The sequence below is a fragment of the Mycobacterium appelbergii genome (assembly GCF_032883035.1).
Classification (GTDB): domain Bacteria; phylum Actinomycetota; class Actinomycetes; order Mycobacteriales; family Mycobacteriaceae; genus Mycobacterium; species Mycobacterium appelbergii.
This window is the reverse complement of sequence record NZ_JAMQTH010000019.1, coordinates 137337-150998: the sequence shown is the minus strand read 5'-3', so window position 1 is coordinate 150998 and position 13662 is coordinate 137337. Positions and strand designations below refer to the sequence as shown.

14 protein-coding genes are annotated in these 13662 nt (G+C 67.1%); 5 read left to right on the top strand and 9 right to left on the bottom strand.

The window, feature by feature from the left end; all coding sequences use genetic code 11:
* Positions 1 to 92 precede the first annotated feature (92 nt).
* From argH to M1247_RS32880, 9 genes are all read right to left on the bottom strand, one after another.
* A complete protein-coding gene (gene argH / locus M1247_RS32920; RefSeq protein WP_317160630.1) occupies positions 93 to 1502 on the bottom strand; it encodes an argininosuccinate lyase in 1410 nt (469 codons plus the stop codon).
* Positions 1503 to 1515: 13 nt separating this feature from the next.
* Positions 1516 to 2715 carry an argininosuccinate synthase gene (locus M1247_RS32915; protein ID WP_317160629.1) on the bottom strand — a complete coding sequence of 400 codons (1200 nt, stop codon included), beginning with the start codon at positions 2713 to 2715 and terminating at the stop codon, positions 1516 to 1518.
* Entirely contained in the window at positions 2715 to 3206 is a 492-nt protein-coding gene (locus M1247_RS32910; RefSeq protein ID WP_317160628.1) for an arginine repressor, read from the bottom strand. The genes M1247_RS32915 and M1247_RS32910 overlap by 1 nt, the downstream gene beginning before the upstream one ends.
* Positions 3203 to 4126 carry an ornithine carbamoyltransferase gene (argF, locus tag M1247_RS32905; RefSeq protein ID WP_317160627.1) on the bottom strand — a complete coding sequence of 308 codons (924 nt, stop codon included), beginning with the start codon at positions 4124 to 4126 and terminating at the stop codon, positions 3203 to 3205. Before argF ends, M1247_RS32910 begins: the two co-directional genes overlap by 4 nt.
* Positions 4123 to 5283: an acetylornithine transaminase gene (locus M1247_RS32900; protein WP_317160626.1), complete on the bottom strand. Its 1161-nt coding sequence runs from the start codon at positions 5281 to 5283 to the stop codon at positions 4123 to 4125. Before M1247_RS32900 ends, argF begins: the two co-directional genes overlap by 4 nt.
* Positions 5280 to 6161 carry an acetylglutamate kinase gene (gene argB / locus M1247_RS32895; protein ID WP_317160625.1) on the bottom strand — a complete coding sequence of 294 codons (882 nt, stop codon included), beginning with the start codon at positions 6159 to 6161 and terminating at the stop codon, positions 5280 to 5282. The genes M1247_RS32900 and argB overlap by 4 nt, the downstream gene beginning before the upstream one ends.
* Positions 6158 to 7375, bottom strand: coding sequence for a bifunctional glutamate N-acetyltransferase/amino-acid acetyltransferase ArgJ (gene argJ, locus M1247_RS32890; RefSeq protein ID WP_317160624.1), 1218 nt, complete (start codon positions 7373 to 7375; stop codon positions 6158 to 6160). The genes argB and argJ overlap by 4 nt, the downstream gene beginning before the upstream one ends.
* Positions 7372 to 8406: an N-acetyl-gamma-glutamyl-phosphate reductase gene (gene argC, locus M1247_RS32885; protein WP_317160623.1), complete on the bottom strand. Its 1035-nt coding sequence runs from the start codon at positions 8404 to 8406 to the stop codon at positions 7372 to 7374. The genes argJ and argC overlap by 4 nt, the downstream gene beginning before the upstream one ends.
* A 184-nt stretch (positions 8407 to 8590) precedes the next feature.
* The gene (locus M1247_RS32880; protein ID WP_317160622.1) at positions 8591 to 9430 is read right to left on the bottom strand and encodes an IclR family transcriptional regulator; all 840 of its coding nucleotides are present in this window, start codon (positions 9428 to 9430) and stop codon (positions 8591 to 8593) included.
* Positions 9431 to 9574: 144 nt separating this feature from the next.
* Between M1247_RS32880 and M1247_RS32875 the strand changes: the two genes are divergently transcribed.
* The 5 genes from M1247_RS32875 to M1247_RS32855 are packed head-to-tail and all read left to right on the top strand — an operon-like array spanning position 9575 to position 13658.
* Entirely contained in the window at positions 9575 to 10798 is a 1224-nt protein-coding gene (locus M1247_RS32875; protein ID WP_317160621.1) for a CaiB/BaiF CoA transferase family protein, read from the top strand.
* Entirely contained in the window at positions 10795 to 11616 is an 822-nt protein-coding gene (locus M1247_RS32870) for an enoyl-CoA hydratase-related protein (RefSeq protein WP_317160620.1), read from the top strand. Before M1247_RS32875 ends, M1247_RS32870 begins: the two co-directional genes overlap by 4 nt.
* The gene (locus M1247_RS32865; protein WP_317160619.1) at positions 11613 to 12077 is read left to right on the top strand and encodes a PaaI family thioesterase; all 465 of its coding nucleotides are present in this window, start codon (positions 11613 to 11615) and stop codon (positions 12075 to 12077) included. The genes M1247_RS32870 and M1247_RS32865 overlap by 4 nt, the downstream gene beginning before the upstream one ends.
* A 10-nt stretch (positions 12078 to 12087) precedes the next feature.
* A complete protein-coding gene (locus tag M1247_RS32860; protein ID WP_317160618.1) occupies positions 12088 to 13080 on the top strand; it encodes a Bug family tripartite tricarboxylate transporter substrate binding protein in 993 nt (330 codons plus the stop codon).
* Positions 13077 to 13658 carry a tripartite tricarboxylate transporter TctB family protein gene (locus M1247_RS32855; protein ID WP_317160617.1) on the top strand — a complete coding sequence of 194 codons (582 nt, stop codon included), beginning with the start codon at positions 13077 to 13079 and terminating at the stop codon, positions 13656 to 13658. The genes M1247_RS32860 and M1247_RS32855 overlap by 4 nt, the downstream gene beginning before the upstream one ends.
* Positions 13659 to 13662: the final 4 nt, after the last annotated feature.

The window sequence follows — 13662 nt, the reverse complement described above, 5'->3', positions numbered from 1 at the left end:
TCCCCAACCGCTGTCCACGCATGAGGTACCCATACCCAACTTGTGCATCACGCCAACCGCTCACGTCGCGGGTCGGCCGCGCCGGAATCGTGTCAGCGCAGGCCGGCCCGCAGTCTGTCCGCCGTCTCGCGGACCACACCGAGCTGCTTGGCCACCTGGGTCGGGGCCGTCCCGCCTCTGGCGTCGCGCGAGTTCACCGAGCCGTCCACGGTCAGCACCTCGCGTACCTCGGCGGTGAGCTCAGGATGAATGCCGGCAAGTTCGGCGTCCTCGAGATCCTCCAATCCGACCCCACGGGCCTCGGCGGCCCGCACCGCCGCGCCCGCGGCCTCGTGCGCGACGCGGAACGGTACCCCGCGCCGGACCAGCCATTCGGCGACGTCGGTGGCCAGGGTGTAGCCCAACGGCGCCAGTTCGGCCATGCGGTCGGTGTCGAAGGTCAGCGTGCCGACCAAGCCTGCCATCGCCGGGAGCAGCAGCTCGAGCTGCGCCACCGAATCGAAGACGGGTTCCTTGTCTTCCTGCAGATCCCGGTTGTAGGCCAGCGGCTGGGCCTTGAGTGTGGCCAGCAGCCCGGTGAGGTTACCGATCAGCCGACCCGATTTGCCGCGCGCCAGCTCGGCGATGTCGGGGTTCTTCTTCTGCGGCATGATCGAGCTGCCGGTAGACCACGAGTCGTGCAACGTGGCATAGCCGAATTCGGTTGTGCTCCAGAGGATGATGTCCTCGGACAAGCGGGACAGGTCGACGCCGATCATCGCGAGCACGAAGGCCGCCTCGGCTGCGAAATCCCGGGCTGCGGTGGCGTCGACGGAGTTGTCGGCCGCGGCAGTGAACCCCAGTTCGGCGGCGATGGCGTCGGGATCGAGTCCCAGCGACGAACCGGCGAGGGCCCCCGAACCGTACGGCGAGACCGCGGCACGGTCGTCGAAATCGATGAGCCGGTCCACGTCGCGCAGCAGCGGATGGGCATGCGCCAGCAGATGATGCGCCAACAGGATCGGCTGCGCCGACTGCAGGTGGGTCTTGCCGGGCAGGATGGCCGCCGGATGCGCGGCGGCCTGGGTGGCCAGCGCATCGACCACCTCGAGCGCACCGAGGGCCACGCGGCGCACGGCGTCGCGCAGCCACATCCGGAACAGCGTCGCCACCTGGTCGTTGCGCGACCGGCCCGCCCGCAACCGGCCGCCGAGTTCCGGGCCGACCCGGTCGATCAGGCCGCGTTCCAGCGCCCCGTGCACGTCCTCGTCGGTGACCAACGGTCCGAAGCTGCCGTCCGCGACATCGGAGCCGAGACTGTCCAGCCCGGCCAGCAGCCCGTCGCGCTGCTCGTCGGTGAGCAGCCCGGCGCGGTGCAGCACCCTGGCGTGCGCCTTGGACGCCGTGACGTCGTACGGCGCCAGCACCCAGTCGAAGTGTGTGGACTTGCTCAGGGCGGCAAGGGCTTCCGAGGGCCCGTCAGCGAATCGACCGCCCCATAGTGAACCTTCGTTGGTACTCATGTCACCCTCACTGTTAGAGGCCCAGGTCGCGCTTCGCCGAGATCTTGGAACTCAGCCCGTGCACGTGTACGAATCCCTTGGCACTCGACTGGTCGAACGTGTCGCCCTCGTCGTAGGTGGCCAGGTTGAAGTCGTACAGCGACTCGGCGCTGCGGCGTCCGTTGACCGCGATGTGCCCACCGTGCAGCACCAGCCGGATCTCCCCGGTCACATGCTCCTGGGTGTTGGCGACGAACGACTCCAGCGCGGTCTTGAGCGGCGAGTACCACAGCCCGTCGTACACCAGCTCACCCCACTTCTGGTCGGTGTGCCGCTTGAACCGGCCCAGCTCACGCTCGAGGGTGACGTGTTCGAGCTCGGTGTGCGCGGTGATGAGCACCATGGCGCCGGGAGCCTCGTAGATCTCGCGGCTCTTGATGCCGACCAGCCGGTCCTCCACCACGTCGAGGCGGCCGACGCCCTGGGCACCGGCGCGCCGGTTGAGTTCCTCGATGGCCTGCAGCACGCTGACCGGCCGACCGTCGATCGATACCGGAACACCCTTGTCGAAGCCGACGATGACCTCATCGGGGGTGCTCCAGTTGACCGTCGGGTCTTCGGTGTAGTCGTAGACATCCTTCGTGGGGGCGTTCCACAGGTGCTCGAGGAACCCGGTTTCCACCGCGCGGCCCCACACGTTCTGGTCGATCGAGAAGGGTGAACGCTTGGTCACGTTGATCGGGATCGCGTTCTCCTCGGCGAAGGCGATCGCCTTCTCTCGCGTCCAGGCATAGTCCCGCACCGGGGCCAGCACCTCCAGATCCGGTGCCAGCGAGGCGAACCCGACCTCGAAACGCACCTGATCGTTGCCCTTGCCGGTGCAGCCGTGGGCGACGATGCCGCCCTTGTGTTCCCGTGCGGCGGCCACCAGATGCTTGACGATCAACGGCCGGCTGATCGCCGACACCAGCGGATAGCGGTCCATGTAGAGGGCATTGGACTGGATGGTCGGCAGGCAGTACTCGTCGGCGAACTCGTCACGGGCATCGACCACGACCGCCTCGACGGCACCGCAGTCCAGCGCGCGCTGCCGCACGATCTCCATATCCTCGCCGCCCTGGCCCAGATCAATTGCCACGGCGACGACTTCACGGCCCGTTTCCTTGCCGATCCAGCTGATCGCGACCGAGGTGTCCAGGCCGCCGGAATACGCCAGAATGACGCGCTCGGACATTAACTGATCTCCTTTTGTTGAACGTTCTCGAAGGTGGCCGCGAGCTCGGCACCGGTCATCGGTTCGCGGGCCAGTACGAAGATGGTGTCATCACCGGCGATCGTGCCGACGACGTGGGGTAACGCAGCCCGGTCGATCGCGCTGGCCAGGTAGTGCGCGCCACCGGGCGGGGTGCGCAGCACGGCAAGGTTAGCGCTGGCGTCGGTGGACACCAGCAACTCCCCCAACAACCGGGTCATCCGCTCCGTGCCGCCCGAGACTCCCCGCACGGGGCTGCCGTCCTCGGGCACCACGTAGACGCCGACCCCGCCGTCGGCGCCACGCAGTTTGACCGCGCCGAGTTCCTCCAGGTCCCGCGACAGCGTGGCCTGGGTGACCTCGATGCCATCGGCAGCCAGCATGGCCGCCAACTCGCTCTGACTGCTCACCGCATTCGATGACAGCAGGGCGATGATGCGGGCCTGCCTGCCGACACGGGTCGGAGTGCTCATGCGCGTTCCAGCAACCAGGCCAGCAGCGCCTTCTGGGCATGCAGCCGGTTCTCGGCCTCGTCGAACACCGCGCTCTGTGGGCCGTCGATGACCTCGTCGGTGATCTCGTGACCGCGGTGAGCCGGAAGGCAGTGCAGCACAACGGCTTCGGGGTCCGCAATGCCGAGCAGCTCGGAGTTGAGCTGGAACGGCCGGAACGGCCGCACCCGGTCCAGCCCGTCGTTCTCCTGACCCATCGACGTCCAGGTGTCGGTGACCAGAACGTCGACGCCGTCAGCGGCGGCGCGCGGGTCACCGGTGACCGTCACGGTGGCGCCGGTCTCGGCGGCACGGCGCTTGGCGGCGTCGACGAACTGCGGGGCGGGTTCGAAACCGGTGGGCGCGGCGATCGTGACGTGGATCCCCGCGGTCGCCCCGCCCAGCATGAGCGAGTGCGCCATGTTGTTGGCACCGTCACCGAAGTAGGTCATGTGCAGGCCGGCCAGCTTGCCCCGGCGCTCGGCCAGCGTCTGCAGGTCGGCGAGCACCTGGCAGGGGTGGAACTCATCGGACAGGGCGTTGACGATGGGCACCGTCGAGCCGGAGGCCATGGCGGCCAGCCGTTCCTGGGCGAAGGTCCGCCAAACGATCGCATCGACGTAGCGCGACAGCACCGCACCGGTGTCCTCCAACGTCTCCTCACGGCCCAGCTGGGTGCTGCGGCCGTCGACGACGACGGCATGGCCGCCGAGTTGGGCGATGCCCATCTCGAACGAGAACCGGGTGCGGGTGGAGTTCTTCTCGAAGATGACCGCGACGCCGCGCGGGCCTTCGAGCGGGCGGCGCGAGAACGGGTCCTTCTTGAGCTCGGCGGCCAGGGCCAGCACCTCAGCCTGTTCATCGGGCGACAGGTCGTCGTCGCGCAGGAAATGTCGTGTCATGGGAGCTCCAGAATTCTGGGGAGAGCGGCGAGGAGATCATCGATCTGGGATTCGGTGATGATCAGCGGCGGAGCGAGCCGCACCACGTCGGGTGCGGCGGCATTGACCAGGAATCCGGCGTCGCGGGCTGCGGCTTCGACGGCCTTGGCGCTCGGCGCGGTCAGCACCACCCCCTGCAGCAGGCCTTTGCCGCGGACATGGTCGACGAGCGGGTGGTGCAGTTCCTCGATGCCGTGGCTCAGCGTCTTGCCGAGCACTCCGGCGCGGCTGATCAGATCCCCGTCCGAGAGCGCCTTGAGCACTGCCAAACCGGCCGCGGTGCACACCGGGTTGCCACCGAAGGTGCTGCCGTGCAGCCCAGGCGTCAGCAGGTCACCGGCGTCGCCGATGGCCAGGCACGCCCCGATCGGCAGACCGCCGCCCAGCCCCTTGGCCAGGGTCACGACATCCGGTGTGATGCCGTCGTGCTGGTGGGCGTAGAACGCGCCGGTGCGCCCCACCCCGGTCTGCACCTCGTCGAGCACCAGCAGCGCACCGTGTCGGGCGGTGATCTCGCGGGCCGCGGCCAGGTAGCCGGCCGGCGGGACGACGACGCCGCCCTCCCCCATGATCGGTTCCAGGAACACTGCCGCGGTCGTATCGTCGACCGCTGATTCCAGCGCCTGGACGTCGCCGTACGGCACATGGGTGACGTTGCCCGGCAGCGGCTCGAACGGGGCCTGCTTGGTGGGCTGACCGGTCAACGCGAGCGAACCCATCGTGCGGCCGTGGAATGCGCCTTCGGCGGCAACGAGGTTCGTGCGCCCGGTGAGTCGGCTGATCTTGAAGGCGACCTCGTTGGCCTCGGTGCCGGAATTGCAGAAGAACACCCTGGCCTGCGAGCCGAGATGGCTGACGAGTGCCTCGGCGAGCGCGATGCCCGGCTCCGTGGCGTACAGGTTCGAGGTGTGACCGAGCGTGTTGAGCTGGGTGGTGACGGCGTCAATGACCGCCGGATGCCGGTGTCCCAGCAGGTTGACGGCGATACCACCGAGCAGGTCCAGATAGTCCTTGCCGTCGGAATCGGTGACAACGGCACCGTTTCCGCTGACCAGTGCCAGCGGCGGAGTGCCGTAGTTGTTCATCATCACCGCATCCCAGCGGTCTTGCAGGCTCATGATTCGACCACCTTCGTTCCAGTCCCCTCGTCGGTGAAAAGTTCAACCAGCACACAGTGTTCGACCCGGCCGTCGATGACGTGCGCGCTGGGCACCCCACCGGTCACCGCACGCAGGCAGGCCTCGATCTTGGGCACCATGCCCGCTTCCAGGGAAGGCAGCAGTTGTGTCAGTGCACCCGTATCGATCTCGCTGACCAGCGAGTTGCGGTCGGGCCAGTTGGTGTACAGCCCTTCGACATCGGTCAGCATCACCAACTTCTCCGCGCCCAGAGCCTCGGCCAGGGCGGCCGCGGCCGTGTCGGCGTTGATGTTGTGCACCACCCCGTCGACATCGGGGGCGATGGTCGAAACCACCGGAATCCGGCCCGCAGCAATGAGGTCCAGCAGCGATCCGGCGTTGACCTGTTCGACGTCGCCGACCAGGCCGATGTCGGTGGCCACCCCGTCCACGGTGACGCTGCGCCGCACCGCGGTGAACAGCTGGGCGTCCTCACCGGTGACACCGACCGCATACGGCCCGTGGGCGTTGATCAGGTTGACCAGTTCGCGTCCCACCTGACCGAACAGCACCATCCGGGCGACGTCGAGCACCTCGGGGGTGGTGACCCGGAACCCGCCCTTGAAATCGCCTGCGATGCCGAGCCTTTTGAGCATCGCGCTGATCTGTGGACCACCGCCGTGCACCACCACCGGATGGATCCCACAATTGCGCAGGAACACCATGTCCGCGGCGAATGCGGCTTTGAGCGTGTCGTCGGTCATGGCATTTCCGCCGTACTTGACCACGACGATCTTGCCGTGCAGTTGCTTGAGCCACGGCAGCGCCGCTGCGAGTACGCCGGCGCTGACCCCGCGCTCGACGGCCGGGGTGCTCATGAGCTGTAGGCCGAATTCTCTTCGACGTACGCGTGCGACAGGTCGGTGGTCCGGATGGCCGCCGACGCACCGCCCACCGCCAGGTCGACGACCACGTCGATGTCCTCGGCGGAAAGATCCACCTCACGTGCACCCGGAGCGCCCGCACCGTCGACACAGACCGGTGATCCGTTGAACGACACACTGATTCGTTCGGGATCGAGCTTCACCGGGGCGATCCCGACGGCGGCCAGCACGCGGCCCCAGTTGGCGTCGGAGCCGAACAGTGCGGTCTTGACCAGGCTGTCGCGGGCAATCGTTCTGGCGGCTACCAGCGCGTCGTCCTCGCTCGCGGCGCCGGTCACGGTGACCGTGATGCGTTTGGTGACACCCTCGGCGTCGGCCTGCAGTTGAGCGCACAGATCGTCACATACCCGCAGCACCGCGTCGTCGAGATCCTGTTGTGTCGGCGTGATCTCGCTGGCGCCCGACGCCAGCAACAGCACGGTGTCGTTGGTCGAGCAGCTGCCGTCGACATCGAGCCGGTCGAAGGTCTGCGCGGCAGCCCGGCGCAGCGCCCGGTCCAGGGCCGCCGCGTCAGCGACGGCATCGGTGGTGAGCACCACGAGCATGGTGGCCAGTGACGGGGCGAGCATCCCGGCGCCCTTGGCCATCCCGCCGACCGTCCAGTTCTCCTCTGATTCCGGGGAATGATGCAGGGCAACCTGTTTGGGCACCGTATCGGTGGTCATGATGGCCCGTGCGGCATCCTCACCGCCGGCCAGGCCGCCGGCCAACTCGTGCACGATCTCAGTCACGCCGGCCTTCACCTTGTCCATCGGCAGCCGGTCACCGATCAGGCCGGTGGAGCAGACCGCGACCTCCACGGCCCCGGTGTCGGTGCCCCAGTCGCTCAACGCAGCGGCCACCGCTTCGGCGGTCGCGTGGGTGTCCTGGAACCCCAGTGGGCCGGTACACGCGTTGGCCCCACCCGAGTTGAGAACCACCGCACGAAGCCGGCCGGTGGTCAGCACCTGCTTGGTCCACTGCACCGGTGCGGCCTTGATCTGGTTGCGGGTCAACACGCCCGCGGCGGCATGGTCGGGGCCTTCGTTGAACACCAGCGCAAGATCCGGTGCGCCCGAGGCCTTGATCCCGGCGGCGATCCCGGCGGCGCGAAACCCGGCCGGCGCCGTGACGCCTTGGGTGCGCAGCAGTTTGGTTGTCTCGTTCACGGCGCCACTCCCACGATCGACAGTCCTTCGGTCTCCTGCCAGCCCAGCGCCAGGTTCATCGACTGCACCGCAGCGCCGCCGGTGCCCTTCACCAGATTGTCGATCGCGGCGATCGCCACCAGCGTCTGCGCCTCCACGTCAACGGCGACCGCGATCTGGGCGGCGTTGCTGCCGATCACCGATCCGGTCTTGGGAAGCTGCCCTTCGGGCAGGAGATGAATGAACGGCTCGGCGTCATATGCCTTTTCATAGGCAGCGCGGATCACCGATTCCGGTGCCGTGGTGCGCGCGGTGCAGGTGGCCAGGATGCCGCGTGAGGTCGGAATCAGCACCGGCGTGAAGGAGACGGTGACGTTCTTACCGGCGACCGCGCGCAGTCCCTGTGCGATCTCGGGGGTGTGCCGATGCTTACCCGCGATGTTGTAGGCACGTGCCGACCCGATGACCTCAGACCCGAGCAGGTCCACCTTGGCGGATCTGCCCGCACCCGAGGTGCCGCTGACCGCGACGACGGTCACCGCGGGCTCAACCAGGTCGGCAGCCACCGCGGGCAGCAATGCCAGCAGCGCCGCGGTCGGATAGCAACCCGGCACCGCGATCCGTTTCGCCCCGCGCAGCTGCTCACGGCCGCCGGGCAGTTCGGGCAGACCGTACGGCCAGCTTCCGGCGTGCTGCGAGCCGTAGAACTTCTCCCAGTCCACCGGATCGGTCAACCGGAAGTCCGCGCCGCAATCGATGATCAGCGTGTCGGGTCCGAGCTGTTCGGCCAGCGCCGCCGAGTGCCCGTGTGGTAGCCCGAGGAACACCACATCGTGGCCGGCCAGGATCCCCGGTTCGGTGTTTTCCAGCACCCGGGATGCCAGCGGCAGCAGGTGCGGATGATGTTCAGCCAGACTGGTCCCGGCACTGGATGCGGCCGTCAGAGCACCGATGGTGAGCCGTCCGTCGGCGTAGGCGGGGTGACCGAGAAGTAAGCGCAGGATCTCTCCACCCGCGTAGCCGCTGGCACCGGCCACCGCTACAGAAGTCATCCCCCGATTCTGCATGGTTATGCAGGCGGGTGCAAATTCATTTACCGCGAGCAGACGCGCCGGTACCCTAGAACGCGCCTCACCGGGTACCAAAGTGTCTGCTCGCCGGGAGAAATCAGCCCCGCTGCCCCGCCTCAGCGGAGAAGGGGCGGCGATTTTGGCCGGTTCGTGATCGGCCGACTCGTCAGCCCAACGCGATATCCGGCACGATCGCATGCACTCCATCCTCGGTCGCACCCAACGCGGTGGACAGCTGCCAGGCCACTTCCCTGAGGCGGCAGCCGATTTCGGCCGCGCGCTCCGGGTTCATGCGGACCGCGGGAACCGAGGCGCCGAGGGCGCCGATGACTCGTTGGGTGTGATCGAAAACCGGTGCGACCACCGCCCAGATGCCGACCGTCCGTTGCCCGTTGGACTCGGCATAGCCACGAACCCGCGCCTCCGCCAGTTCACGCTCGATTGCGACCGGGTCGACGACCGTGCTGGGCGTCACCGCATCGATCGGTTCAGCGAGGAAGTGGGCCCGCTCCCCTTGGGTCATCGCGCACATGATCGCCTTGCCCGGCCCGCCGTGTGTCAGCAGGATCGGCACCCCGATGTCGGTGTAGGTGCGGCGCAGTTCCTGGTGGCTCTCGACCTGGGCGGCCACGATCCGCTGACCGGTCTGCAGCAGCTCATGCAGGCCGATGGTCTCGTCGAACTCGTCGCGCAGTTCGGTCATGAACGGCAGCGCGGCCTCGCGCAATGTACGCGGCATCGCACCCGAGTTTGCCAACTGCAGCAGGAACGACCCAAGGCCGTAGCGCTTGGCACCCGTCTGTCGGACCAGATGGTTCGCCTGCATCGCCCCGAGCAACCGGTGCACAGTGCTGGTGGAAAGACCTGTTGCCCTCGATAATTCGCTGATACCGAGCTCGGGCCTGCGCCCGTCGAAGCATCGCAGTATCGCGACCGCGCGGTCAATCGACTGCACACCGTTACGCCGCGCCTCTGACCTGCCCTCACCCGTTTCCACGCTGGACATCTTCCACTCCTCCCACGGTGCGCCGAGAGGCGCTTCACGATTTGCGCGGTGACCCACATCGCATATCGGGGTTGACGTGACTCCGATCACGGACTTAGTGTTTCCGCATTGCGTAAACCATATCCCACAATGCGGGAAGGATCAATGAGACCACTCAGCGGATTCCGGGTACTGGATCTGACCAGATTCCTATCGGGCCCCTACTGCACGATGGTGCTGGCCGAGCTCGGCGCGGACGTCATCAAGATCGAGCAGCCGGGCACCGGCGACGATTCACGCCGCATGGCGCCGAAGGTGAACGGCGAGAGCTATCCGTTCGCGATGCCGAACCGCAGCAAGCGTTCGGTGTCCGTGGACCTCAAGTCGGACCGCGGGCGGGAACTGTTCCTCGAGCTGGCCGCCGAGGCCGACCTGATCATCGAGAACTTCCGGCCCGGTGTCACCAGCCGCCTCGGCATCGATTACGACGCGGTCCGAGCTGTGCGGAACGACGTCCTGTACTGCTCCATCAGCGGCTTCGGCCAAACCGGTCCATATCGTGACCGTCCGGGGTTCGACATCATGGCCCAGGGCATCGGCGGCTTCCTGCGGATGACGGGTCAGCCCGACGGCAAGCCGACCAAGGTCGGGATCGCGATCAACGACATCGCCGCGGGCGCCACCGCGATCTACTCGATCCTGGGCGCCGAACTCCATCGCCGGCAGACCGGCGCCGGCCAGTACATCGACATCTCACTGATCGACGCCGGCCTGGCATGGACGGTGTGGGAGTCAGGCGCGTACTTCGGTGACGGAGAGATGCCCGCGCAGACCGGAACCCGGCACCGCCGCTCGGCGCCCTACCAGGCCTACCGGACCGCCGACGGCTACGTCACGATCGGCGCCAACACCGACCGACTGTGGTCCCGCCTCATCAGCGACGTGCTCAAGCGACCCGACTGGGCTGACGATCCACGCTTCACAGACCTGCCCTCCCGGATGGCCAACATCGACGACCTGGAAAAGGAGATCGAGGCCATCACCACGACCCTGCCGACCAGCACCTGGGTCGACCTGCTCGATTCGGCGGGTGTGCCCGGCGGACCGGTGCTGACATACGACGAAACACTCGACGATCCGCACGTGCAGGCCCGCGGCATGATCGTCGACCTCAATCACCCGATCATCGGCCCGATGCGGACCATCGCGCCTCCGACGAGGTTCTCCGACCTCGAATTCAGCGTCCGCTCACCGGCGCCCTGGTTGGGCCAGCACACCGCGTCGGTACTGGCGGAGCTGGGCATCGACCGCGCCGAGATCGACCGTCTGTTCAGCGACGGCACCCTCTACGACGCCCACCCGGAACTACAGGAAGGACGCAGTGCATGAGCGACGCTTGCGAGCGAATCACCGATATGAGCGGGCACATCCTGGTCGAACGCGACGACGAGGGCACCGGCATCGCCACCGTCGTGCTCAACAAGCCCGACAGTCACAACGCGATCTCGTTGGCCATGTACCGACGCATCCCCGAGGTGATCACCGAGCTCGATGCCGACCCGGCCGTCAAGACGATCGTGGTGCGGGGCGCGGGCACCCGCAGTTTCGCGTCGGGCGCCGATATCAGCGAGTTCGAACAGGTTCGCGGCAACAGCGAATCCGCCAAGGCCTACAACGAGCAGGTCGCTGCGGCCGAGCACGCCGTGGAGGGGTGCGCCAAACCCACCATCGCGATGGTGCACGGCTACTGCATCGGCGGCGGCTGCGGCTTGGCGCTGGCCTGCGATCTGCGCTTCGCCGACGAACGCTCGCGGTTCGGGATCACGCCGGCCAAGCTCGGCCTGGTCTACAGCCTCGAGTCGACGAAGCGGCTCGTCGACGTGGTCGGCCCGTCCCGGGCGAAGTGGATCCTGTTCTCCGGTCAGCACGTGTACGCCGAGGACGCGCTGCGCCTCGGACTGATCGACGAGCTGGTTCCGGCCGACGATCTGGAGAAACACACCTACGAGTTCGCCCGCCTCGTCGCGACCCGCGCGCAGTTCAGCGTCCGGTCGTCGAAGCGGATCGTCGATCTCGTGCTGGGCGGCCAGACAGTCGATGACGACGTCACCGTCGAGATCCGCAATTCGTCTTTCGACACCGACGACTACGCGGAGGGCGTGCGATCGTTCCTCGAAAAGCGCCCCCCGAGGTTCACCTGGTCATGACCACCACCAATCACGCCCGTGGCGCCGATCGCGCTGCCGACGATCCGGTCGAGGCCGCCCGCCACGCCGCCGAAGTCTCCGAGCCGGAGTTCGGGCGGTACTTCCTGATCCACTTCCTCGGACTGTCGATCGCCTATGACGACGACGAGCAGACCTGCACCGTGCAGCTGCCGTTCGCCGAGCACTTGTGCAATGCCGGTGGAGGTGTGCACGGCGGCGTGCTGTCCACCGTGCTCGACATCTCGATGGGTCACGCCTGCCGGCGCTACCTGTCTGCGGGTTCGACCATCGAGATGCAGATGCGGTTTGTGCGCCCGGTCCGCACCGACGTGACGTGCACCGGCCGGATCATCCACGGCGGCAGGCGCGTCGTTCAGCTGGAGTCGCGCATGTACGACGACTCAGCGCAGCTCGTCGCCGTCGCGAACGGTTCCTGGTTCCGCCACCCCACCACTCGATGAGGAGAACACCATGCGTCTGAAGAGTCGGCCGACAAGCATTCTCACCGTGCTGGTCGCCATCACCGCTCTGGTCCTGTCGGCCTGCAGCGGCGCGGGGAACACCGGCGGATCCGCCGAGGACTACCCGTCCAAGAACCTCGACTGGACAATCGCATTCGGCCCCGGCGGCGGAAACGACCTGATGGCGCGCAAGCTGGTCCAGATCATCGGCGAGGAGAAGCTCTACCCGGCCGACATCGCGGTGGAGAACCGCGAAGGTGGTAGTGGAGCGACAGGGTGGGGCTACCTGCTGAGCAAGCGCGGCAGCGGCTACGACGTCTCGACCACGTCGGGTTCGTTCCTGACCACACCGCTGCAGGCCAATCCCGGCTGGACCTACAAGGACTTCACCCACGTCGGCCTGCTCGCCACCGACGACGCGCTGTTGCTCGTCGACGGCAGCAAGAACATCAAGAACTTCGACGACTGGGTCGGCTACGCCAAGAACAAGGGCAGCGTGGTCGTCGGCGGCATCGGCACGGTGAACGTCGATTTCATCCTGCAGTCCATCATCGCCGAGCACGCCGGCTATGAGATCGAGTATGTGCCCTACAACGAAGAGGGCCAGGTGCAGACCTCGCTGTTGTCCGGAGCGCTCGACGCGATGATCTCGAACCCGGGTTCGATCCTGGGTCAGGTCGAATCGGGTGACATGACACCACTGCTGTTCACCGGCAAGGAGCGGCTCGCGGCGCTGCCCGACGTGCCGACCGGTGAGGAGAAAGGCATGCCCGGACTGCCCTCGATGCCACGCGGATTCATCCTGCCTCCCGACGCACCGGACTACGCCCGCGACTGGTGGATCAAGACGATGCAGCAGGTGGTGAAGAGCGATCAGTGGGGCAAGTTCCTCGAGGACAACTACCTCACCCGCGACGAGCGCTGGGGCGCCGACTTCACCACCTACCTCGACGAGACCACCGCTGAGTTCGAATCCACTCTCAAAGAGCAGGGGGCACTGTGACTTCGACGTCTCCGGCGGCAAGCCCCGCGAAAGTGGCAGTGAACGTGGCGGCATCGGCAGTCCCGGTCTCGCGGCCCGAGCGAAACATCAGCTGGCCCAAGGTCACCTTCCTGGGGGTGGTGTTACTGGTCTTCGCCGGCTACACCGAGATCGCGATGGGCATGGAGTGGCGCACCGTGGCCGGCCGCATCGGTCCGGGTTTCTTTCCCCGGATTCTCGGCTTCACCGCCATGGCCGTGACCGTGCTCATCCTCGCCCGTGAATTCATGATGCGGCCGAGCGACAAGCCGGTCGACCAGGTCGAAGCGGCCGAGGAGGCTGCCGAACCCGATCTCGGGAGGCACCCAGTCGCACTGGCCACTTTCCTCGTGGCCGCTACAGCATTCGTCGCGCTGTTCGGCATTCTGGGCGCTGCACTGGCGGGCGTGCTGTTCCTCGGTGCCACCCTGTGGTTCCTCGACCGTGAACATCACATCCGTGGATTGATCATCGCGGTCACGGTCCCCATCCTGTTGTACCTGGCCTTCGAGACCGGCCTCAACGCCGGTCTGCCACAGGGCATCCTGCCGATCGGCTGAGGAG

Excerpts from the sequence above, each read along its gene's own strand:
- M1247_RS32865 (WP_317160619.1), top strand. The coding sequence starts at position 11,613 with ATGACCACCACCAATCACGCCCGTGGCGCCGATCGCGCTGCCGACGAT.
- argH (WP_317160630.1), bottom strand. The coding sequence starts at position 1,502 with ATGAGTACCAACGAAGGTTCACTATGGGGCGGTCGATTCGCTGACGGG.
- M1247_RS32875 (WP_317160621.1), top strand. The coding sequence starts at position 9,575 with ATGAGACCACTCAGCGGATTCCGGGTACTGGATCTGACCAGATTCCTA.
- M1247_RS32900 (WP_317160626.1), bottom strand. The coding sequence starts at position 5,283 with ATGAGCCTGCAAGACCGCTGGGATGCGGTGATGATGAACAACTACGGC.
- M1247_RS32910 (WP_317160628.1), bottom strand. The coding sequence starts at position 3,206 with ATGAGCACTCCGACCCGTGTCGGCAGGCAGGCCCGCATCATCGCCCTG.
- M1247_RS32915 (WP_317160629.1), bottom strand. The coding sequence starts at position 2,715 with ATGTCCGAGCGCGTCATTCTGGCGTATTCCGGCGGCCTGGACACCTCG.
- argB (WP_317160625.1), bottom strand. The coding sequence starts at position 6,161 with ATGAGCACCCCGGCCGTCGAGCGCGGGGTCAGCGCCGGCGTACTCGCA.
- M1247_RS32870 (WP_317160620.1), top strand. The coding sequence starts at position 10,795 with ATGAGCGACGCTTGCGAGCGAATCACCGATATGAGCGGGCACATCCTG.
- M1247_RS32860 (WP_317160618.1), top strand. The coding sequence starts at position 12,088 with ATGCGTCTGAAGAGTCGGCCGACAAGCATTCTCACCGTGCTGGTCGCC.
- argF (WP_317160627.1), bottom strand. The coding sequence starts at position 4,126 with ATGACACGACATTTCCTGCGCGACGACGACCTGTCGCCCGATGAACAG.
- M1247_RS32880 (WP_317160622.1), bottom strand. The coding sequence starts at position 9,430 with ATGTCCAGCGTGGAAACGGGTGAGGGCAGGTCAGAGGCGCGGCGTAAC.
- argC (WP_317160623.1), bottom strand. The coding sequence starts at position 8,406 with ATGACTTCTGTAGCGGTGGCCGGTGCCAGCGGCTACGCGGGTGGAGAG.